A 19880-nucleotide genomic window follows, 5' to 3' on the forward strand; every position below is an offset into this window, starting at 1 on the left:
CGGAGCAGATCCGGCAAAACCGACGGAACGCCGCCCTGGCAGCGTCCGCACTGGGCGGTGCGTTCCACGCTCGCGATTCGGGCCCTCGATGTCCACGGCAGTTGACCGGCACACCGGAATTCGCCGCCGCGGGTCGGAGCCGACGACGGGGATGGCGGGCGGCGCGAATCACCCGATCGCTGAACCGCGCGGCACCGTGTCCCGGCCCGGATTGCGCTGCGGCCGGTGGGAGATGGCACGTCGGTGCGGGACCGGAGGGATCAGGGTCGGCCGCGACGCAGGTGGCGCGCCTGTTTTCCGGTCGGCCGGTGGTTGCGCTCGGTGGCGGTTGCTTGTCGTGGTTGCCGAGCCCGGCGGCGGGCCGAGGCACGCGCCGGTCGGTGGTTGCGCTGGGTTGCGGCTACTCGTCGTCGTAGCCGAACAGGGCGACGAGCCGAGGCAGGCGCCGCCGCATCTGCGTGGTGTCGGCGTCGTCGTCGTCGAGGTCCCAGGCCGGATCGAGCTCGGGGAACTCGATGACGAAGTCCCGGTCGGGCAGCTCGCTCGCGCCGGTGACCCGCTCGTACGCCTGCGACGCGACCGTCAGGACGTCCTCGGACTCGAGCCTGGCCCCGTCGTCGGCGGCCGCGATGACCGCTGCATGACCGGCGAGGCTGTCCGGGTCGGCGAGGGCCCGCTCGAACGTGTCGCGGCCCTGGGCGATCAGCCAGCCGCGGAAGTAGTCGAACCCGTCGGCGGACGCACCGCCGTTGATGATGGCCGCGGCGGCCCACAGGTCACCGCGGTAGGACGCCGTCAGCAGGTCCCACAGCGGCTGCTCGAACGCGGCGATGTCGGCGGGCGCCCAGGCGCTCAGCACCCGCACCATCGACTCGGCGACCTGATCGGCCGGCGCGGTCTCCGGTTGCCCCGCCCGCGCCTGCTCCACCACGCGCCACACGTCCTCGATCCCCATACCCGTCATGATGCGGGAGCGCTGCCCGTCATGATGCGGGACCGGCACGACGGATCATCCGGTGTCGTGGCCGTCAGCGGGGGCCGAGGCGACGGTGATCGCCAGGTCGACACGGCCCTGGTGGACCAGCAGCATCGCCAGGTCGTGGCGGCAGGTCCCGCGATACGGCCACAGCGCCTCGACGGCCTCGTCGAGGCGGCCGGCGCCGGCGAGCAGTTCGGCGAGCAACGTGGCGCCATACGAGGTGTCGCCCTCGGGGTGGGCGCGGACCTCGTCGATCGCCTGGTCGGTGCGGCCGCACGCGACGAGCAACCGGGTGCGGAACGGCAGCAGCTCGAACCACATTCCGCCATGGCTCGCGGCGATCTCGTCGACGGCCGCGACCGCCTCCTCCGGGCGCCCGAGCCGCAGCAGCAGGGTGCCGAGCGTGTCGGCGAGCCACTCCTGATGGTCCAGCGACGGCTCCCCGATCATCGTGCGCAGCAGCGCGATCGCCTCCTCGGTGCGGCCGTGCCGGTCCAGCAGCGCGGCCAGCGCCGGCTTGGCGTTGCCCCGGTCGCCGACGGTGAACGGGCGCAGCGCTTCGACGGCGCTCTCGAGGCGGCCCTCCCGCTCCCGCAGCTCGGCCAGGCGCTCCGCCGCGTATTGGCCGTCGTCCGTGGCGGAAAGCTCACGCAGCCGCTCGCCCCGGCCGTGCCGGCCCAGCAGGTCGGCCAGCGGCCGGAACGTGCCATCCCAAAGGTTGCCACGCAGCACCGAGAATGCCTGGTCGAAGCGGCCCTGCCGATCCAGGACCGTGGCGAGGCACGCCAGGACGAACCCGCGGTCCGGAGCGTCCTGAAGCGCCGCGGTCAGCACCGCCTCGACCTCGTCGTCGTGGCCGTGGCCGTCGGTGAGCCGGACGAGCGTCTCCGACAGGGCCGGGTGCGGGCGCAGCAGCGCCACCACTTCGTCGATGAGGCCCTGCCCGGCCAGGAGCGTGGCCAGCAGCTCCAGCGCCGCCCGGTCGCCCGCCTCGGCGAACGGGCGGACCAGCGCGACCGCCTCGTCGGCCCGGCCGTGCCCGGCGAGGACGCCGGCTAAGGCCTCCACTGCCACCCACCAACCGGTCCCGGCGACCGGGCGCAGCAGGTCCACCGCCCCGTCCACGTCGCCTGCCGCCACCCGCAGGTCCGCCAGCGCACGGAGGCAATGCCAGTCACCCGACGTCGCCTGGCTCCGCACCGCGTCCAGGTGCCCGCGCTCCACCAGCAACGTCACGAGCGCCGGCAGCAGCCAGCCGTCCTGCCGGCGGAAGCGCCGGTCGAGCTCGGCCACCAACGTCAGGTCCCCCATGGCAGCCATCATGCCGGAGGGGTACGACAGAAACGGCGCGTCGACAACAGCACCGAGGTCACGCCCCAGCAGGGCGCTCCAGCCGGACCACGACCCACTTCGACGTGGGCGTGCCGCTCACGGCCGCCTGCGAATCCAGCGGGACCAGAGGGTTGGTCTCCGGGTAGTACGCGGCGACGCAGCCCTTCGGGGTGTTGTATTCGACGAGCCGGAATCGCGGCGCCCTGCGGTCCCGGCCGTCGGTCCACTCGGAGACCAGGTCCACGATGTCGCCGTCGGCGAAGCCGAGCTCGGTGAGGTCCTCCGCGCTGATGAACACGACCCTCCGCCCCGAGCGGATGCCACGGTACCGGTCGTCGAGCCCGTAGATGGTGGTGTTGAACTGGTCGTGGCTGCGGATCGTCTGCAGGACCAGGCGGCCCGGCGGCACGGTCAGCACCTCCAGGGGGCTGACCGTGAACACGGCCCTGCCCTCCGGTGTCGGGAACGTGCGGGAGTCCCGCGGCCCGTGCGGCATCGTGAAGCCGCCGTCGGCCCGGATCCGCTCGGTGTAACCGGCGCAGCCGGGGACGACCCGGCCGATCCGGTCGCGGATGCGGTCGTAGTCCTCGGGGAAGTCCCGCCACGGGATGTCGTGCCGGTCGCCGAGGGTGGCGGCGGCGATGCCGCAGACGATGTCGACCTCGGAGCGCAGCAGCGGGCCGGCCGGGGCCGAACGACCCCGGGAGGCGTGCACCTCGGACATGGAGTCCTCGACGGTGACCCGCTGGACCCGGCCGCCGGTCAGGTCCTGTTCGGTGCGGCCGAGGGTGGGCAGGATCAGTGCGGTGTGGCCGGCGGCGACGTGGCTGCGGTTGAGCTTGGTGGAGATCTGCACCGTCAGCGCGGCACCGCGCATCGCCTCGGTGGTGACGTCCGTGTCGGACATGGCGGCCACGAAGTTGCCGCCGAGCGCGATGAACACCTTCGCCCGCCGGTCCCGGAAGGCCCGCACCGCGTCGGCGGCGTCGAACCCGTGCTCGCGCGGCGGCGCGAAGCCGAACTCGGCGCCGAGCGCGTCGAGGAAGAACGCCGGCGGCTTCTCCCAGATGCCCATGGTCCGGTCGCCCTGCACGTTGGAGTGGCCGCGGACCGGGCACAGACCGGCGCCCGGCTTGCCGATCATGCCCTGGGCGAGGGCGACGTTGACGAACTCCTTGATCGTGGCGACGGCGTTGTGGTGCTGGGTGATGCCCATCGCCCAGCAGTGCACGATGCGCTTCGAGGACGCCAGCATCGCCGCCGCCGTCTCGATCTGCGACCAGGCCAGACCGGTCGCGGCCAGCACCGCGTCGCGGTCGACGGCACGCACATGGCGCTGCCATTCCTCGAAGCCGGTGGTGTACCCCTCGATGAAGGCCCGATCGAGCACCGTTCCGGGTGCCGCATCCTCGGCGCCCAGCAGCAGCTGGCCGATCGCCTGCCAGAGCGCCAGGTCGCCGTTGGAGCGGATCTGCAGCAGCTCGTCGGCGAGGTCGGTGCCGCGGCCGGCGAGCCCGCGCGCCTTCTGCGGGTTGTCGAAGCGCATCAGCCCCGCCTCGCGCAGCGGGTTGATCGCCAGGATCCTGGCGCCGTTGCGCTTGGCGGTCTCCAGCGCGGTGAGCATCCGCGGGTGGTTGGTGCCGGGGTTCTGCCCGGACACGACGATCAGGTCCGCCTCGTGCAGGTCCTGCAACGACACCGAGCCCTTGCCGACGCCGATGGTGCGGGCCAGCCCCGCCGACGTCGACTCGTGGCACATGTTGGAGCAGTCGGGCAGGTTGTTGGTGCCGTACGCCCTGGCCAGCAGCTGATACAGGAACGCCGCCTCGTTGCTGGCCCGCCCGGAGGTGTAGAAGACCGCCTCGTCCGGGCCGGCGAGGCCGTTGAGGTGGGTGCCGATGAGCGCGAACGCGTCGTCCCAGGAGATCGGCTCGTAGTGCTCGGCGCCGTCGCGGCGGACCATCGGGTGGGTGAGCCGCCCCTGCCGCTCCAGCCAGTGGTCGGTGCGCCCGGCCAGGTCGGTGAGGGAGTGGGCGGCGAAGAACTCCGGCTCGACCGTCTCCCGGGTGCCTTCCCACGACACCGCCTTGGCACCGTTCTCGCAGAACTCGGCGGTGTGCCGGTGGCCCTTCGGGTCGGGCCAGGCGCAGCTCATGCAGTCGATGCCGTCGACCTGGTTGAGCGCCCGCAGGTTGCGGGTGGCCTTGACGACCCCCATCTGCCGCACCGCGTTGCCGACGCTGAGCCGCACCGCCTGCAACCCGGCGGCGTGGTCAGCGGGCGGCCCGACCCGCAGCCGGGCGTCGTCGTCGACAGGCGGGTCGGGGGTTGCCATGCGGTACTCCAACGGTCGAGGTCTTCGAAATGACTGTAGTCCCTCTTCCTCAGCCCGGTCCGGCCGCGAAGATCCGGGCGTAGATCGCATCGATGACGTCGTTCTTCGCCAGGCTGTAGTCGCCCGGCCGCTCCACGGTGTCGCGGGCGAGGCTGCGCTTGGTGCTCGCGTACAGCTCCAGGTCCTCGGGGTGGCTGCGCAGCCAGTCCCGGAACAGCCGGTGCCGGACGAGTTCCGGCGCACCGACCGGCCAGACGTGCAGGTGGATGTCGTCCTCGGCGTTGACCAGCATCCGGTGCCCATACCACCAGGGCTCCCGCAGGACGAGCCGGTAGCCGGCGCGGACCAGGTCGGGGACGAACAGGGTCTCGTCGGCGGTATCCTCGACGGTCAGGTCGACGTCGATGATGGGCTTCGCCGGCAGCCCCGGCACGGACGTGGACCCGACGTGCTCGACGGCGACGACCCGGTCGCCGAGCGTCTCGACCAGAGCCGCACGGATGGCGTCGTAGCGCCGCGGCCAGCCGGGGTCGTAGTCCTCCAGGACAATGGTCTGCCACCGCGTCGGCGGCTGCCCGACCAGCCCGGCTTCCAGCTGCTCAGGCGTGCCGTGGAACCGCTCAGTGATCTCCGGTGGATACCCGGCCATCGAACCTCCCCGAATTTGGCAAGTCGTCCAGACTACGACAAAGCCGGCCGGGAAGGTACCCGGCCGGCTGCCATGCCGGTGGATCAGGTCGCGGAGCAGGTCAGCGGAGCGGGGACGCTGTTCGTGCCGGTCCAGGAGCCGAGGAAGCCGAACGACGTGCTCGCGCCCGCCCCGACCGTCCCGTTGTAGTTCACGTTGCGGGCGGTGACTGCCGCTCCGGAGCTGGTCACGGTCGCGCTCCAGGCGTTGTTGACGGTCTGGCCGCTGGTGTACGTCCAGCCGACCGTCCAACCGGAAATGGCCGCGCTCCCGGCCGTCACCTTGACCTCGGCCTGGAAGCCGCCCGGCCACTGGCCGACGATCGCGTAGGTGGCGGTGCAGGCCTTCGTGCCGCCCGGCGAGGAGGACGGGCTGCGCGACGCCGACGGCGAGACCGACGGGCTGCGCGACGGCGACACCGACACGGACGGCGAGGACGGCGCCGGGCTGGTCGTCTGACCACTGTAGACGGACGCCTCGCGGGACGTGGCCTTCAGACCGTTGGCGCCGTTGACGATCCGGTCGCCGAAGGTGGTCAGCTGCGCCGGGTTGAAGTTCGTCGTCATGTCCAGGATCGGGTCGCTGTTGCCGCTCCAGGACCAGGCGATCCAGCCGAGCCCGCGGGCCTGCGCCTCGGACAGGATCGTCTCGTGGTCGACCTCGCCGGTGTTGAACTTCCAGCCGAACTCGCCGACCACGAGGGGCCAGCCCTTGTTCTTGAAGGCGTCGAAGTAGGACACGATGGTCGAGGCGTTGGCGTACACGGCGTACATGTGGATCGACAGCACCGTGTTGTGCTTGGTGTCGGCGTCCAGGACGGTCTGGCCGGTGTCGCGCATGACGTTCTGCCAGTCCTGGCCCCAGTTCGGGGCGTCGACCATGATGAGGTGCTCGAAGCCGTTGGTGCGCAGCTTCTGGATCGCGGCGGCGGTCGCGGCCGTCCACTGGGCCGGGTTGGTGTTGCCGATCGGCTCGTTGCCGATGTTGATGACGACGTAGTTCTCCTGGCCGACGAGGTTGGCCTTCTGGCTGATCCAGTAGTTGGCGGCCTCATCCAGGGACGCGGCCGCGCCCTCCTCGCCGTAGCCGGTGGTGTCGTGCACCTCGAGGACGCAGATGAGCTTGTTCTGCTTGCACAGGGTGATGACGGCGGGGACGTCGTTGGACGGGCCCCAGCGCTTGCCGGTGCCGAGCACGACCCGGATCGTGTTGGCCCCGGCGGCCTTGATGGCGGCGAACGAGGAGGTCTGCCCCGTGTACCACACGTGCGGATGGTTGACGCCGCGCATGATCAGGTTCTGGCCGTTCGCCTCCACGATGTTGCGGCCGCTGATGTGCAGGCCGACGGCGGCGGACGCGGGCTGCATGAACAACACCACCGACGCGGTGACGGCGAGCATCACGGCGCCGAGAACAGCGAGTTTTCTCCTCATGGCCTACCTCGAGACGTCGGGAAGTGCGGGGCCCGTGACCCGGGACCGGCGCGGCGGACACTAGGTTCGGCCGCTGAGCACTGTCAATGCGCCCGTATACCTCGACGTCCCTGTTTCGCCGGGGTTTTCGCTGGTACGGGCGTCGGCCGCGCTTGATGACCGGCGCGGACCGGACCATGAACGTTTCACGCTCTTGTCCCGGGACTGCGCGTTGCGGCGGCCGGGTAGATTGATCGCCAGAATGAGTGCGCGTGGTGCCTACCGGTTGACGATGCTGACGATCATCATCGGGTGCGTGATCGTGTCCTACGTCGTGCTCGCCCGGCGGGCCGACGGGCACCCGCAGCACCCGGGTCCACGGCCGGCGTTCCAGCTGCCGTTCACCTGCGGCGAGTCATGGCGGCTGACCACGTACGCCGGCCACGACGACTACGACATCGACTTCTTCTTCAACGGCGGCCCGAGCGGCGGCCGCGCCGTCCTTGCCTCCGCCGCCGGCACCGTGGCGTGGGCCGGCTGGCAGGCCACCCTGGAGAACGGGGCCGCAGCCGCGCCCGGCACCGTCGGCACCCGCGGCGGCCTGGGCTACGGCGTGATCATCGACCACGGCGGCGGCTGGTTCACCTCGTACGGCCACCTGCAGGCCCCGCCCGAGGTCAAACAGGACCAGGTGGTGCCGCGGGGCCAGCTGCTCGGGCACGTCGGCAAGACCGGCTCGACCCAGGTCGAACACCTGCACTACGAGCAGCACGACGACACCCGGGACACCCGCCACACCCGCGGCAACGCCGACAAGGTGGAGTCGGTCTTCGACGGCGTCCCGTCCGGGATCACCAGCGACGGCAGCGCCGGCACCGGCCCGATCCGCACCGCCGGCCCGGTGTCCCCGTCCCACGACCTGACCAGCCGCAACTGCCCATAGTCCGTTTTTGTCGTACCCGACCGGCATGATGGCGGGCACGGAGATCGGGGACGTGTGGCGGGCGGTCGAGCAGGCGCGGGCGGGGCTGCCGGTCACGGCCGAGGCCGAGAAGGTCGCCGAGTCGATGGTGCGGCTGCTGAGCCGGTGGCAGCCGGCCGACATCGCCGCGTTCGATCGACCCGTGCGTGAGCTGCTGGCGGTGTCCTACCGCAGTGACCTGTGGGCCGCGGCGTACATCATCAACGGCGGCGCGTCCGACGACGGGTTCGACTACTTCCGGGGCTGGCTCATCGCGCAGGGCCGGGACACGTTCGAGCGGGCCCTGGCCGACCCCGACAGCCTCGCCGGGCACCCCGCCGTCGTCGCGGCGGCCGCCGAAGGCCGGGACGACCTCGAAGGCGAGGACATCCTGGGCGTCGCGTGGCAGGCGTACCGGGACGTGACCGGCGCCGACGGCCTGCCCCGCCCGGTCGACCCTGTCGCGTTACCCGACCTGGATCCGGACTGGGACTTCGACTTCGACGACTCGGCGGAGATGCGGCGCCGCCTGCCCCGGCTCGCCGCCCTGCACGACTACGCCGAGGGGTAGGCGGATGCTCCAGCGGGCGGGGTGGGACAAGCGGAAGGGGTTTCCCGCGTCAGGTGCCCGGGGATCCTTCGGGTTGTGGGGGCCCGGGCAACAACGCCGCCTGCCCGGTTCACAAGCCTGTTGACGGTGTGACTCAACTCGATGAGACGCGTCGAGGACCCGCTCCGCCGGGGCATCGATGACGCGCTCCACATCCAGTCCGTGTTCAGTCATGGGACCTGCCGTACGGCCAGCGCCGCGGTCAGGCGGGTCAGGCCGAACTCGAAGGCCTGTTCGATGTCGCCGCCCATCTGGAAGGCGCCGCCGATCTCCATGCCGATGAACCCGTTGACCCAGGCGGTCAGGGTGCGGGCGGCGTCCAACGCGTGGTCCTCGCCGGCGAGCTGGCCGGCGACGCGCAGCACGGGCTCGATCGCAGCGGTCACCGTCGCCACGTCGAGCCCGGACGCCGGGGTGAACATCAGCTGGTACGCCATCGGCCGCTCGTGCGCGAACGCCCGGAACTCGCGGACCAGGACGACCAGGTCACGGCGCGGGTCGGCGCCGGCGCCGAGCGCGGCCAACCGCTCGCGGACCTCGGCGATGGTCGTCTCGGCGACGAGCCGCACCAGCGCGTCGCGGTCGCGGACCCGCTTGTAGAGCGACGGTGCGCGCACCCCTACCCGGGCGGCGACGGCCTGCATGGTCAGCCCGGCGAGGCCGGCGGACTCCAGGATCTCGCGGCCGGCGTGGACGATCTGGTCGAGCGAGGTCCGGTCGGGGGTCGGCATCTGACATCGCCCTGCTCTCCGCGGATGGCTATTGACCGTAGCCATGATGGCTATGTACCGTAGCCATCATAACCACGAGCACCCCGGAGGCCGCAATGCAACTCGCCCCGCACCTGCACCGCATCGGCAACGACATCGTCGCCGCGTACCTGGTCGACACCGACGAGGGCGTCACCGTCATCGACGCCGGCCTGCCCGGGCACTGGAGCGAGCTGCGCGCCGAGCTCGCCGCGATGGGCCGGTCGGTCGGCGACGTCCGCGGCCTGGTGCTCACCCACGGCGACAGCGACCACATCGGGTTCGCCGAGCGGCTCCGCAGCGAGCACGACGTGCCCGTCCACATCCACGAAGCCGACGCCGCCCGCGCCCGCGGCGAGGTCAAGGCCGACAACTCGTGGGGGCCGATGAAACTCGGTCCGACCGCCGGGTTCATGGCGTACGGGATGCGCAAGGGCATGCTCCGCAGCAAGCCCCTCAAGGAGGTCGTCACCGTGCGCGACGGTCAGGTGCTCGACCTGCCGGGCGCGCCGCGGATCATCGGCATGCCGGGCCACTCCCCGGGCAGCGTCGCCGTCCACGTGCCCGTCGCCGGTGCCGTCTTCGTCGGCGACGCGCTCACCACCCGGCACGTGCTGACGGGCCGGCAGGGCCCGCAGCCGGCCCCCTTCACCGACGACCCGGCCGAGGCCCTCGCGTCGCTGCGCCGCATCGAGGACCTGCCCGTGCAGTGGCTCCTCCCCGGCCACGGCGCCCCCTGGTCCGGCGGCGTCACCGAGGCCGTCCGCGCCATCCGGGCCGCGGCACCTCAGGCGTGACGCCCCGGTCACCTGGCGGCACGCACGACTCCACCTCCGCCCCCTGGTGACGAGGCGCGGTCGCCGGATCACCGGGACGGCGACGGCGACACCCCGCTGCCGCCCACACAGGGCTCGGGGCACCTCGTGAACACGATGGCCCGGAACTGCAGCACCGTCTGGGAGCCCCGCGTCTTCACATCGAGCCCGGCACCGCCGCGGCTCTGGATGAACCCGCCGGGCTCGAAGGTGATGTCGACCATGTTGCGGACCTGAGCCGGGGCGGAAGGCTTGCTGCCCGGCAGGGTCCAGGTGCCGACCGCGTCGATCCGGTCCCGGCTCCGGTCGTACTCAGGGGTCAACGCGTTCTTGAAATCGAGGAAGTACTCCGGCGGCACATTGAGTGCCTGAAATGTGCCGTCGGCGGCGAACACGAAGGTGGCGTCCCGCTCCACGTCGCGCCAGGTGCCGACGACCATCTCCGGGGTGACGTCCACGATCAGGTCCGGCCCTGAGTCGACGCTTCGGAGCCCACAGGCCATCAGCACCAGCGCCACCAGCGCGAACGCCACCTTTCGCATCCACTGTCCTTCCGTGCCGTCATTCGCCACCTTCGGTGCGAGCCCTTTTCCGCTGAGGCCGTTCTGCCACCGCTCGCATTCTCCGTCGGTCAACACGTCGATGGGGACGCTGCCCAGGTCGGGTGGGCCGAAGCACATTCCATGCCCGCCGACGCGGAGAGCGGACGCGCTACCCAGTCGAATGCTCTACCAGTTGAGCTAGCGACCCAGAGCTCAATCATCACACCGGTCGGGCCATCGACTATCGGCGACGCCTGCCGTCCACGTTGCCGGTCATGGTGTTCAGGATGCCGGGGATCTGTTCGACGGTCGCGGCGGGCAGGCCGCGCACGGTTTCCTCGGCCAGGTCGCGCCACAGCTGCTTGAGTTCCTCGACGAGGGCCCGGCCGCGGTCGGTGAGCACGACGACGCTGGCACGCTTGTCGGTCGGGGCGGGTTCGCGCCGGATGTGGCCGGACGCCTCCAGCTTGCGGGTCATGAGGGTGACGCTGGGCGGCTCGCAGCCGAGCGCCTCGCTGAGCTGCGCCTGGATCATCGGTCCGGTCCGGGCGAGCTCGAGCAGCAGGGTCTCCTGCCCGGGGTGCAGCCCGAGCGGGGTCAGCAGCGCGGCGGCCCGGGCCCGGTGGCGCAGGCTCAGCAGACGGATGGCCTGGTTGAGAGCGTCGGCCTGAGCGAACTCCACGGGCACTCCTTGACAGGTTAGTTACGCGCATAACATTATGCGCGTAACTAATTCTACGACATCGGGGGGCATCGTGACCGTCAAGGTCGCCGCCATCTACTCCAGCGCCACCAGCGATGGGTGGCGGGCATGACGAGCACCGTGACGCGGCGGGCGACGCCGCGCACCGCGCCCGCCTGGCTGGTGCTGGCGCTGGTGAGCGCCTGCCAGTTCATGGTGATCCTGGACGTGTCCATCGTGAACGTCGCACTGCCCTCCATCCAGCGGGACCTCGGCTTCACGCCCACCGGGCTGGCCTGGGTGGTGAACGGCTACCTGCTCGCCTTCGCCGGGTTCATGCTGCCCGGCGGTCGCGCCGCTGACCTGTTCGGCCACCGCCGGATGCTCGTCGCCGGCCTGGCGCTGTTCAGCGCCGCGAGCCTGGCGGCCGGGCTGGCGACGATGCCGGAGGTCCTGGTGGTGGCCCGGGTCGCGCAGGGCCTCGGCGCCGCGATGCTCGCCCCGGCGACCCTGGTGGTGCTCAACAGCTCCTTCACCGACCCGCACGCACGGGCCCGGGCGTTCGGCGCCTGGTCCGCCGCCGGCGGCGCCGGCGGCGTGGTCGGCGCGGTCGTGGGCGGCGCCCTCACCACCGGCCTGTCGTGGCAGTGGGTGTTCCTGATCAACGTGCCGATCGGCGCGGTCCTGATCACGGCCGCCATGACGGCACTCACGCGCACCCGGACCGGCCGGCGGGAGACGCTCGACCTCGCCGGCGCGGTGACCGGCACCGCCGGGCTGACCGCACTGGTCTACGGGGTGATGCAGAGCGCAGGGCACGGCTGGACGTCTGGACGGGTGGCCGGGCCGATCGCGGCGGGGGTCGTCCTGCTCGCCGCGTTCATCGTGGTCGAGGCGCGGGTGGCGAGCCGGCCGATGATCCCGCTGCGGCTGTTCGCCATCCGGGGCGTGGCCGCCGGCAACGCGATGCTCCTGCTGTTCGGTGGGGTCGCCATCGGGATGTGGTACTTCACGTCGCTGCTCCTGCAGGATGTCCTCGGGTTCGGCGCGCTGGACGCCGGACTCGGGCAGACCCCGGCGGCAGTGACGTTCGTGGCGGTCGCGCGGCTGGCCGCCGGACTGCTGCCCCGGGCCGGGGCCAGGACCCTGATCCTGGCGGGCAGCGCCTGCCTCGTGGCCGGCTTCGGCTGGCTCGCCCAGGCGGGCGCCGGCAGCGACTATGTCACCGATGTGCTCGGGCCGACGCTGCTCGTCGCGGCCGGCATCGGGCTGGCCTTCCCCACCCTCATGGCCGCCGCGACCGCGGGCGCCCCTGACGGCGAGGCGGGGACCGTCGGCGGCCTGGCCAGCACCGCGAACCAGGTCGGCGGGTCGATCGGGCTGGCGGTGCTCGCCACTGCGGGCGGCTACGACGTGGTGTTCCTCATCGCGGCCGGGCTCGGCGCGGCCATCGCGGCGCTCAGCCTGCTCCTGCCACGGCACTGAAGCCGCGACACCGGGCGCCGCCGAAGACGGCCGCAACGGGCGGGCCGAAGACGGGGGCGACGGGCGGGGCTGGAGCCGCGACAACGGGCGCCGCCGAAGGCGGCCGCAACGGGCGGGGCGGCGCTGAAAGCTGAAAGCCGCCGCAACGGGCGGGACGGCGCCGGCGGGTTGATACTGGCGGGATGGCGAACCCGGATCTTGACCCAGACGAGTACCCGCCGATCGACCCGCGTGAGCCCGTGCCGGACGACCCGGGTGAGCTGCTGCCCGACACCCCGGACGAACTGCCGGAGGCGCTGCCGGAGCCGATGCCGGGCGACGGCGACGGCGGCGACCCGGGCGGCGTGCGCGAACCCGCATAGCCGCACGCAAGCCACGCAGCACCGCCCGGGCCCGCGCGGCAAAGCGGTGGTCCGCGCAGCAAGCGCCCGCGGAGATACACCACAAATCAATACAAAAGCCGCCCGAGGTCGCGCAGCAAAGCGATCGGGCCCGCGAAGATGCGCCCGAATCCGCACAAAAGCCGCCCGAGCCCGCGCAGCAAGCGGTCCGGACCCGCAGCAAAGCGGTCGGGCCCGTGGAGAACGTACTCTCGACCGGGTGAGCATCGTGACCCTCGACAGCCGCTTCGCCCGGGACCTCGCCGAGATGGCGGTGCCCTGGAAGGCCGAGGACGTCGCCGAGCCGCGGCTGCTCGCGCTCGACGACGACCTGGCGGTCGAGCTGGGGCTCGACCCCGCGTGGCTGCGCGGGCCCGACGGGGTGCGGCTGCTCGTCGGCGGCAACGTCCCCGAGGGCGCCGCCCCGGTGGCGCAGGCCTACGCCGGGCACCAGTTCGGCGGGTTCGTCCCGCGGCTCGGCGACGGGCGGGCGCTGCTGCTCGGCGAGCTCGTCGACACCGAGCAACGGGTCCGCGACCTGCACCTGAAGGGCTCCGGGCGGACCCCGTTCGCGCGCGGCGGGGACGGTCTGGCCGCGGTCGGGCCGATGCTGCGCGAATACGTCGTCAGCCGGGCCATGCACGCGCTGCACATCCCGACGACCCGCGCCCTGGCCGTCGTGGCGACCGGCCGGCAGGTGCGCCGCGAGCGGCTGCTGCCCGGCGCCGTGCTCGCCCGGGTCGCGAGCAGCCACCTGCGGGTCGGCAGCTTCCAGTACGCCACCGTCACCGGCGACGAAGGGCTGCTGCGGCGGCTCGCCGACCACGCGATCGCCCGGCACCATCCCGCCGCGGCCGGTGCCGAGCGGCCGTATCTGGCGCTGTTCGAGGCGGTCGTCGCCGCCCAGGCCCGGCTCATCGCGCAGTGGATGCTGGCCGGGTTCGTGCACGGGGTCATGAACACCGACAACATGACCATCTCGGGCGAGACCATCGACTACGGGCCGTGCGCCTTCATGGACGCCTACGACCCGGCCACCGTCTACAGCTCCATCGACCACGGCGGGCGGTATGCGTACGGCAACCAGCCCCTGGTCGCGGAGTGGAACCTGGCCCGGCTCGCCGAGACGCTGCTGCCGCTCATCGACGACGACCAGGATCGGGCCGTCGAGCTCGCGACAGCTGCTTTGCAGTCGTTTCGGCGGCGGTACGACGAAGCCTGGTCGGACGGCATGCGCACGAAACTCGGCCTGCGCGACCACCACCCGGCGCTGGTCGAGGAGCTGCTCACGCTGCAGCAGACCGGCCGGGCCGACCACACGTCGACCTACCGCGCCCTGGCCACGGCGGCCCGCGGCGACGACGCGCCGATCCGCGAGCTGCTGCCCGGCCCCCTCGGCAGCGCCTGGGTCGCACGCTGGCTGGCGCTCGAGCCGGACGCCGATGCCATGGACCGCGTCAACCCGCTCTACATCCCGCGCAACCACCTGGTCGAGGAGGCCCTGTCCGCCGCGGTCGAGGGCGACCTGGCACCGCTCACCCGCCTGGTCGACGCCGTGAGCGATCCCTACACGGTGCGCCCGGGTCTGGAAAGTTTCACCACCGCGGCACCGGAGGAGTTCGGCGGGTACCAGACGTTCTGCGGGACCTGAGGCCAGTCATTGACCTGAACCGATGAGAGCGCTAACAATCGTGGCGTGACCACCGCCCGCAGGATCTGGCTCGGACTGGCCGCCGCCACGGCCGTCGCCGCCGGCGCCGCCGTCGTCGCGCTGCCACCCGCCGGCGCGGCGACGATCGACCCGGCCGCCTACTACCAGCTCACCGCCCGGCACAGCGGCAAGGCCCTCGCGGTCGCCGGTGGGTCCACATCGGACGGTGCCGCGATCGTCCAGCAGACCGGCTCGTCCGCCACGAGCCAGCAGTTCCAGTTCGTCGACGCCGGCGGCGGCTACTACCGGCTCCGCGCCCGGCACAGCGGCAAGGTCCTGGACGTGTCCGGACGGTCCACCGTGGACGGTGCCGACGTCGTGCAGTGGGCGGCCAACGGCGGCACCAACCAGCAGTGGTCCGTCGTGGACACCGCCGGCGGCTACGTCCAGCTGATCAACCGCAACAGCGGCAAGGCCCTGGACGTCTGGCAGGCCTCCACCGCCGACGGCGCGCGGGTCTCGCAGTACACCGGCACCGGCGGCACCAACCAGCAGTGGCAGCTCGTCAGGGTCCCGACCACCCCGACGCCGCCGGCCGCGTATCCGAACCCGGGCACCGTCACCGGTGACACCGGCGCGCACGACCCGTCGGCGGTGAAGACGCCCACCGGCACCTACCTGCTCGCCGCCACCGGCAACAACCTGTCACTGAAGACGTCGACGGACCGCACCGCCTGGCGCAACGCGGGCACCGTCTGGCCTGGCGGGGCGCCCTGGACCACGGCCTACACCGGCGGCGGCGCCAACCTGTGGGCGCCCGACATCTCCTACCACGACGGCCGGTACTACCTGTACTACTCGGCGTCGACGTTCGGGTCCCAACGGTCCGCGATCTTCCTGGCCACCAGCCCGACCGGGGCGTCCGGCTCGTGGACCAACCAGGGGCTCGTCATCGAGAGCAGCACCGCCGTCAACTACAACGCCATCGACCCGAACCTCGTCGTGGACGGCGCCGGGCAGTGGTGGCTGACCTTCGGCTCGTTCTGGAGCGGGATCAAACTGATCCGGCTCGATCCGGCCACCGGCCGGCGTGCCACGGGAGACACAATCGTGCGGGGACTCGCTACCCGTACCAATGCAAACGGCGCCATCGAAGCACCCTTCGTCTACCAGCATGCCGGCGCCTACTACCTGTTCGTCTCCTTCGACGTGTGCTGCCAGGGCGCCGCCAGCACCTACCGGGTCATGGTCGGCCGGTCCGCGAGCGTGACCGGCCCGTTCACCGACCGCAACGGCACCGCCATGACCGCCGGCGGCGGCACCCAGATCCTCGCCGGCCACGGCTCGATCCACGGGCCCGGCCATCAGGCGGTCATCGCCGACACCGACGGCGACGTGCTCGTCTACCACTACTACGCCGACAGCGGCGCGTCGTTCCTGGGCATCAACCGCCTCGGCTGGGACGCGGCGGGCTGGCCGTTCGTCTACTGACCGGGCCAGCCGGCCCGGTGGGCGGCCAGGACGTCGCCGCCGAAGTCGGAATCGGGGCGGCGCAGCACGGTGTGGGCGTGGTTCAGGTCGGCGGCGGTGTTGTCGTACTCGACGAGCAGGTCCGGGCCCTGCACCCGGTAGTAGTGCCGGCCGGTGCGCTCGGTGGCGCCCTCCCACGCGAACGACAGGGCGTCGCGGTCCACGGCGGGCGCGATGTCGGCCGGCAGCCGGTCGAGATACACCGCGAGGAGGTCGTCCAGGAGGCGCCGGGCCGGGTCGGGCAGCTCCACCGCCGCGATCCCGGGCCGGATCGGCGGGACCACCGCCATCGGTCCGCTGTGGATGTCCGGCGGCGCCGCCGGGTCCAGCACGACCCGCGGCAGCAGCTGTTTCGGGACCGCGTCGAGGACCGCCCAGCCGAGGTCCTCCTCCGGCCCGAGCGGGCGCACCACCGGCCGGCCGCGATACCAGGTGGCGAGGGGGTTGGCGCCGAGGAACACCGGCGTCGGGGAGACCGCGTCGCCGTCGAGGGTCATCGACACCGACAGGTGGTGGCCCTCGAACCGCCAGCCCCACCGCTCCCCCACCGCCGGGGTGCCGAACACGACGACGCTGTAGTCGTTGCTGTGCCGGCCGCGCCGGTACCCCTCCTCGCGGTCGAGCACCTCCTCGAGGGCGAGGATCACGGTCGCCTGCGCGAACGCGTGCGGGCGCAGCGCGGTGGCCAGGAGCCGGTGCGCGGCCTTGCGGCCGTCAGGGTCCAGGGCGCCGAGGCTCACCCCGGGCCGGGACCGCGGCCGGTATTCGATCCGGCGGCGGTGCGCGTCGGCGGAGAACGGCAGCCCCACCGCGGGCGCCAGGCCCAGGAGCGCGGCCGCCGCGGCCCGCATCGCCGCCGCCGTCGTCGTCATCCCGCCGTCCCGGCGAACCGCTGCGGTTGTCATCCCGCCGTCCCGGCGGTCAGCGCCGCGTCGACCCGCCACGAGCGGCGGTGGTGCACGCTCAGCCCGTGCGCGGCGACCCCGTCGAGGTGCTCGGCGGCGCCCCCGTAGCCGGCGTTGCGCTCCCAGCCGTACTGCGGGAACTGCCCGGCGAGCGCGGCCATGTGCAGGTCCCGGTGCGACTTCGCCAGGATCGACGCCGCGGCGACGACGGCGCACCGCGCGTCGCCCTTGACCTCGGTGCGGACCGGCGGGATGCTGCGCTCCGGGCAGAACAGCGTCTCCTCCATCGGGTCGCTGAGGTAGTCGTGCGCGCCGTCCAGGATGATCACGTCCGGGTGCTGCGGCAGTGCCGCGAGGGCCCGCCAGCCCGCGGTCCGCAGCGCCGCGGTGACCCCGAGCCGGTCGATCTCCTCCACGGTCGCCTCACCGATCGCCCAGTGCCCCACCCAGTCCCGCACGACGGGCACCATCCGCTCCCGCTGCGCCTCGGACAGGAACTTCGAGTCGGCGAGCCCGTCCGGCACCGGCGGGGCGTCCTGCGCGAGGACCGCGATCCCCACGGCGATCGGCCCGGCCCACGCACCCCGGCCGACCTCGTCCATCCCGGCGACGGTCAGGTGCCCCCGCCCCCACAACTCGGTCTCCACGTCCAGCGTCGGCGTGACCTTCCGGGTGCTGCGCGGGGCTCGTGGCGTTGGTGCGGGCAAGGTCGGGCTCCCTCGTGCGGCGGTCCGGAAACGGCGATGCCCCAGTCAACCAGATGCCCACACCGCCAGGTCGGCTATGGTGGCCGCATGGGTTGCTTCGCTGCCATGAACATCCGCGCCGCTTAGCGGCGGTTTCGCGGTCACCTGCCCGCACCGCCGGCTCAGTGTCCTGCCGGCAGTCCCACGCCGGCTCGTCCTGCCGGATCATGGGAGCAACCCCAATGGCACACCTTTTCCTGATGGTCGGGCTCCCCGGCGCCGGGAAGACCACCCGGGCCCGAGAGCTCGCCACGACACAGCCTGCGCTGCGGCTGACGCCGGACGAGTGGATGATCCCGCTCTTCGGCGAGTCGACCGCCGGGCGCAAGCGCGACCTCCTGGAAGGGCTGCTCATCTCGACGGCCCTGCGGACGCTGCGGCTGGGCACCTCCGTCGTGCTCGACTTCGGGCTCTGGGGCCGCGACGAACGGTCGGCGCTGCGCTGGCTCGCGGCCTCGGCCGGGGCCTCCTGCCGGGTGGTCTACCTGCCGGTCGACGAGGACGTCCAGCGCGCCCGGATCGCCCACCGCCAGGCCACCGCGCCGCACACGACGTTTCCGATGACCGACGCCGACATCACCCAGTGGCGCAAGCAGTTCCAGGTGCCCGAGGCCGCCGAACTGCGCGGCGGCGTGGTCCCCGCACCGCCGCCGGACTGGTCCAGCTGGCCGGCGTGGGCCGTGGACCGGTGGCCCTCACTGGTGACCCGTTGAGGCCGCCGCGGGCCTTGCGTCAGTGGCGACGCAAGGCCCGCGGGATCACAGGTCAGACCCGGGTCCACTTCTGGTTGGAGCCGCCGGAGCAGTCCCACAGCTGCAGTTGCGAACCGTTGGCGGTGCCGCGCCCGACCACGTCGACGCACCTGTTGGCGCCGACGTTGACGATGTCGCCGGAGGCGGTGACGGTGAACCGTTGCGCGTTGGTGCCGTTGCACGTCCACAGCTGGATCGGCGTGCCGTTGGCGGTGCCGGCCGAGGCGGCGTCCATGCACTTGCCGAGCGCACGGATGGTGCCGTCCGAGCCGATCGTCCACTGTTGCGCGCCGGAGCCGTTGCAGTCCCAGATCTGGAGCCGGGCCCCGTCCGCCGCGTTGGCGCCGGGGATGTCGACGCAGCGGCCGCTGCCGGTGCCGCGCAGCGCGTTGGTCCCGCCGGTCGGCGGCGGCGTGCCCGACGTGCTGACCCGCACGTAGTCGATCAGGAACCGGTTGACCGACGGGGTGCTACCGCTCGGGCTGCCGGGGAAGTTCCCGCCGACGGCCAGGTTGAGGATGATGAAGAACGGGTGGTCGTAGACCCACCGGTTGCCGCGGAGGCTGGCCGGGGTGGCCCGGAAGTACTCCGAACCGTCGACCGTCCAGACGATCAGGTTCGGCGACCAGTCGATCGCGAACACGTGGAACGCGTCGCCGACGGGCTGGCCCAGGTTGCGGGTGCCGCCGACCGCGTTGCCGCCGGAGTAGCCCGGACCGTGCAGCGTGCCGTAGATCGTGTTCGGGTCGCGTCCGACGTTCTCCAGGATGTCGATCTCGCCGTCGGTGGGCCAGTTGCCGCCGCCGAGCATCCAGAACGCCGGCCAGAGTCCGGTGCCCTTCGGCACCTGCGCCCGGGCTTCGATGTGCCCGTACTGCTGGGTGAACTTCCCGGCGGTCTGGATCCGGCCGGACGTCCACTGGCAGGTGCCGTACCAGCAGCTCCGGCCACCGCTCTCCCGGCGCGCCTCGATCACCAGGTTGCCCTGGCCGTCCTGGTACACGTTGCTGGTGCCGCTGTTGTAGTACTGGAGTTCCTGGTTGCCGAAGCCACCGCCGCCGGTGTCGAAGTTCCACCGCGCGGTGTCGACGCCCTGCCTGGCGGCGCCGTTGAACTCCTCGGCCCAGACCACCGCGGCTTCCGCGGTGTCCTGGCCGGCCGTGACGACCACGCCGGCCGCGATGGCCGTGGCGGCCACCACGGCGGCAGCCAGGGTCTTGAGATTGCGCAATTCGGGTCCCTCCTGGGCGAAAGTACCCGCCATGGACCGCATCGGGTGATGAGGGCGGGGCCCGTGGCGGGCGGGAACCTCTCCTGCCGGCCGGG

19 protein-coding genes are annotated in these 19880 nt (G+C 72.3%); 8 read left to right on the forward strand and 11 right to left on the reverse strand.

Annotated elements, in window-relative coordinates; all coding sequences use genetic code 11:
- Window positions 1–400: 400 nt before the first annotated feature.
- The 5 genes from ACFPIJ_RS30820 to ACFPIJ_RS30840 all read right to left on the reverse strand — a co-directional run bounded on the left by ACFPIJ_RS30820 (window position 401) and on the right by ACFPIJ_RS30840 (window position 6767).
- Complete coding sequence (locus ACFPIJ_RS30820; protein WP_380120078.1) at window positions 401–955, reverse strand: DUF4240 domain-containing protein; 555 nt, start codon at window positions 953–955, stop codon at window positions 401–403.
- A 54-nt stretch (window positions 956–1009) separates the two neighbouring features.
- Entirely contained in the window at window positions 1010–2290 is a 1281-nt protein-coding gene (locus ACFPIJ_RS30825) for a tetratricopeptide repeat protein (protein ID WP_380120080.1), read from the reverse strand.
- A gap of 58 nt (window positions 2291–2348) precedes the next feature.
- Window positions 2349–4646, reverse strand: a complete 2298-nt coding sequence (locus ACFPIJ_RS30830; protein ID WP_380120082.1) for an FdhF/YdeP family oxidoreductase — start codon at window positions 4644–4646, stop codon at window positions 2349–2351.
- Between the two features lie 49 nt (window positions 4647–4695).
- The gene (locus ACFPIJ_RS30835; RefSeq protein ID WP_380120084.1) at window positions 4696–5295 is read right to left on the reverse strand and encodes a GrpB family protein; all 600 of its coding nucleotides are present in this window, start codon (window positions 5293–5295) and stop codon (window positions 4696–4698) included.
- Window positions 5296–5378: 83 nt separating this feature from the next.
- Complete coding sequence (locus ACFPIJ_RS30840) at window positions 5379–6767, reverse strand: cellulase family glycosylhydrolase (protein ID WP_380120086.1); 1389 nt, start codon at window positions 6765–6767, stop codon at window positions 5379–5381.
- 241 nt (window positions 6768–7008) lie between these two features.
- Between ACFPIJ_RS30840 and ACFPIJ_RS30845 the strand changes: the two genes are divergently transcribed.
- Together ACFPIJ_RS30845 and ACFPIJ_RS30850 are read left to right on the forward strand one after the other, a co-directional pair.
- Complete coding sequence (locus tag ACFPIJ_RS30845) at window positions 7009–7689, forward strand: M23 family metallopeptidase (protein ID WP_380120088.1); 681 nt, start codon at window positions 7009–7011, stop codon at window positions 7687–7689.
- Between the two features lie 28 nt (window positions 7690–7717).
- Window positions 7718–8278 (forward strand): DUF4240 domain-containing protein, encoded by a 561-nt coding sequence (locus ACFPIJ_RS30850; protein ID WP_380120925.1) that lies wholly within the window; start codon window positions 7718–7720, stop codon window positions 8276–8278.
- 209 nt (window positions 8279–8487) lie between these two features.
- Here ACFPIJ_RS30850 and ACFPIJ_RS30855 read toward each other — a convergent pair whose 3' ends face one another.
- Window positions 8488–9048, reverse strand: coding sequence for a TetR/AcrR family transcriptional regulator (locus tag ACFPIJ_RS30855; protein WP_380120090.1), 561 nt, complete (start codon window positions 9046–9048; stop codon window positions 8488–8490).
- Window positions 9049–9143: 95 nt separating this feature from the next.
- Between ACFPIJ_RS30855 and ACFPIJ_RS30860 the strand changes: the two genes are divergently transcribed.
- Window positions 9144–9863: an MBL fold metallo-hydrolase gene (locus ACFPIJ_RS30860; RefSeq protein WP_380120092.1), complete on the forward strand. Its 720-nt coding sequence runs from the start codon at window positions 9144–9146 to the stop codon at window positions 9861–9863.
- 68 nt (window positions 9864–9931) lie between these two features.
- Here the strand turns inward: ACFPIJ_RS30860 and ACFPIJ_RS30865 are convergent, their stop codons facing one another.
- Both ACFPIJ_RS30865 and ACFPIJ_RS30870 read right to left on the reverse strand, forming a co-directional pair.
- Window positions 9932–10423: a hypothetical protein gene (locus ACFPIJ_RS30865; protein ID WP_380120094.1), complete on the reverse strand. Its 492-nt coding sequence runs from the start codon at window positions 10421–10423 to the stop codon at window positions 9932–9934.
- 241 nt (window positions 10424–10664) lie between these two features.
- Window positions 10665–11105 carry a MarR family winged helix-turn-helix transcriptional regulator gene (locus ACFPIJ_RS30870; RefSeq protein WP_380120096.1) on the reverse strand — a complete coding sequence of 147 codons (441 nt, stop codon included), beginning with the start codon at window positions 11103–11105 and terminating at the stop codon, window positions 10665–10667.
- 129 nt (window positions 11106–11234) lie between these two features.
- Here ACFPIJ_RS30870 and ACFPIJ_RS30875 point away from each other — a divergent pair, with 129 nt between their 5' ends.
- The 4 genes from ACFPIJ_RS30875 (at window position 11235) to ACFPIJ_RS30890 (ending at window position 16112) form a co-directional block, all read left to right on the forward strand.
- Window positions 11235–12590, forward strand: a complete 1356-nt coding sequence (locus ACFPIJ_RS30875) for an MFS transporter (RefSeq protein WP_380120098.1) — start codon at window positions 11235–11237, stop codon at window positions 12588–12590.
- Window positions 12591–12772: 182 nt separating this feature from the next.
- Window positions 12773–12952: a hypothetical protein gene (locus tag ACFPIJ_RS30880; protein ID WP_203851492.1), complete on the forward strand. Its 180-nt coding sequence runs from the start codon at window positions 12773–12775 to the stop codon at window positions 12950–12952.
- Window positions 12953–13190: 238 nt separating this feature from the next.
- Entirely contained in the window at window positions 13191–14621 is a 1431-nt protein-coding gene (locus ACFPIJ_RS30885) for a protein adenylyltransferase SelO (protein ID WP_380120100.1), read from the forward strand.
- A gap of 45 nt (window positions 14622–14666) precedes the next feature.
- Window positions 14667–16112 carry a family 43 glycosylhydrolase gene (locus ACFPIJ_RS30890; RefSeq protein ID WP_380120102.1) on the forward strand — a complete coding sequence of 482 codons (1446 nt, stop codon included), beginning with the start codon at window positions 14667–14669 and terminating at the stop codon, window positions 16110–16112.
- On the opposite strand, the gene ACFPIJ_RS30895 is transcribed toward ACFPIJ_RS30890, so the two are convergent.
- Window positions 16106–17023 (reverse strand): DUF3500 domain-containing protein, encoded by a 918-nt coding sequence (locus ACFPIJ_RS30895; RefSeq protein ID WP_380120104.1) that lies wholly within the window; start codon window positions 17021–17023, stop codon window positions 16106–16108. The genes ACFPIJ_RS30890 and ACFPIJ_RS30895 overlap by 7 nt on opposite strands.
- A gap of 29 nt (window positions 17024–17052) precedes the next feature.
- Window positions 17053–17763 carry a ribonuclease HII gene (locus ACFPIJ_RS30900; RefSeq protein ID WP_380120106.1) on the reverse strand — a complete coding sequence of 237 codons (711 nt, stop codon included), beginning with the start codon at window positions 17761–17763 and terminating at the stop codon, window positions 17053–17055.
- Between the two features lie 221 nt (window positions 17764–17984).
- On the opposite strand from ACFPIJ_RS30900, the gene ACFPIJ_RS30905 reads away from it, so the two are divergent.
- Window positions 17985–18515 (forward strand): P-loop nucleotide/nucleoside kinase family protein, encoded by a 531-nt coding sequence (locus tag ACFPIJ_RS30905; RefSeq protein WP_380120108.1) that lies wholly within the window; start codon window positions 17985–17987, stop codon window positions 18513–18515.
- A gap of 52 nt (window positions 18516–18567) precedes the next feature.
- Here the strand turns inward: ACFPIJ_RS30905 and ACFPIJ_RS30910 are convergent, their stop codons facing one another.
- Window positions 18568–19785, reverse strand: coding sequence for a ricin-type beta-trefoil lectin domain protein (locus ACFPIJ_RS30910; protein WP_380120110.1), 1218 nt, complete (start codon window positions 19783–19785; stop codon window positions 18568–18570).
- Window positions 19786–19880 lie beyond the last annotated feature (95 nt).

Source organism: Dactylosporangium cerinum, assembly GCF_042653625.1.
In the GTDB taxonomy this organism is placed as follows: domain Bacteria; phylum Actinomycetota; class Actinomycetes; order Mycobacteriales; family Micromonosporaceae; genus Dactylosporangium; species Dactylosporangium cerinum.

What these genes read in the sequence shown, in the direction of transcription:
- ACFPIJ_RS30905 (WP_380120108.1), top strand. Translation starts at nt 17,985, where the DNA reads ATGGCACACCTTTTCCTGATGGTCGGGCTCCCCGGCGCCGGGAAGACC.
- ACFPIJ_RS30820 (WP_380120078.1), bottom strand. Translation starts at nt 955, where the DNA reads ATGGGGATCGAGGACGTGTGGCGCGTGGTGGAGCAGGCGCGGGCGGGG.
- ACFPIJ_RS30845 (WP_380120088.1), top strand. Translation starts at nt 7,009, where the DNA reads ATGAGTGCGCGTGGTGCCTACCGGTTGACGATGCTGACGATCATCATC.
- ACFPIJ_RS30865 (WP_380120094.1), bottom strand. Translation starts at nt 10,423, where the DNA reads ATGCGAAAGGTGGCGTTCGCGCTGGTGGCGCTGGTGCTGATGGCCTGT.
- ACFPIJ_RS30895 (WP_380120104.1), bottom strand. Translation starts at nt 17,023, where the DNA reads ATGACGACGACGGCGGCGGCGATGCGGGCCGCGGCGGCCGCGCTCCTG.
- ACFPIJ_RS30860 (WP_380120092.1), top strand. Translation starts at nt 9,144, where the DNA reads ATGCAACTCGCCCCGCACCTGCACCGCATCGGCAACGACATCGTCGCC.
- ACFPIJ_RS30830 (WP_380120082.1), bottom strand. Translation starts at nt 4,646, where the DNA reads ATGGCAACCCCCGACCCGCCTGTCGACGACGACGCCCGGCTGCGGGTC.
- ACFPIJ_RS30855 (WP_380120090.1), bottom strand. Translation starts at nt 9,048, where the DNA reads ATGCCGACCCCCGACCGGACCTCGCTCGACCAGATCGTCCACGCCGGC.
- ACFPIJ_RS30880 (WP_203851492.1), top strand. Translation starts at nt 12,773, where the DNA reads ATGGCGAACCCGGATCTTGACCCAGACGAGTACCCGCCGATCGACCCG.
- ACFPIJ_RS30825 (WP_380120080.1), bottom strand. Translation starts at nt 2,290, where the DNA reads ATGGGGGACCTGACGTTGGTGGCCGAGCTCGACCGGCGCTTCCGCCGG.
- ACFPIJ_RS30875 (WP_380120098.1), top strand. Translation starts at nt 11,235, where the DNA reads ATGACGAGCACCGTGACGCGGCGGGCGACGCCGCGCACCGCGCCCGCC.
- ACFPIJ_RS30840 (WP_380120086.1), bottom strand. Translation starts at nt 6,767, where the DNA reads ATGAGGAGAAAACTCGCTGTTCTCGGCGCCGTGATGCTCGCCGTCACC.
- ACFPIJ_RS30835 (WP_380120084.1), bottom strand. Translation starts at nt 5,295, where the DNA reads ATGGCCGGGTATCCACCGGAGATCACTGAGCGGTTCCACGGCACGCCT.
- ACFPIJ_RS30850 (WP_380120925.1), top strand. Translation starts at nt 7,718, where the DNA reads ATGGCGGGCACGGAGATCGGGGACGTGTGGCGGGCGGTCGAGCAGGCG.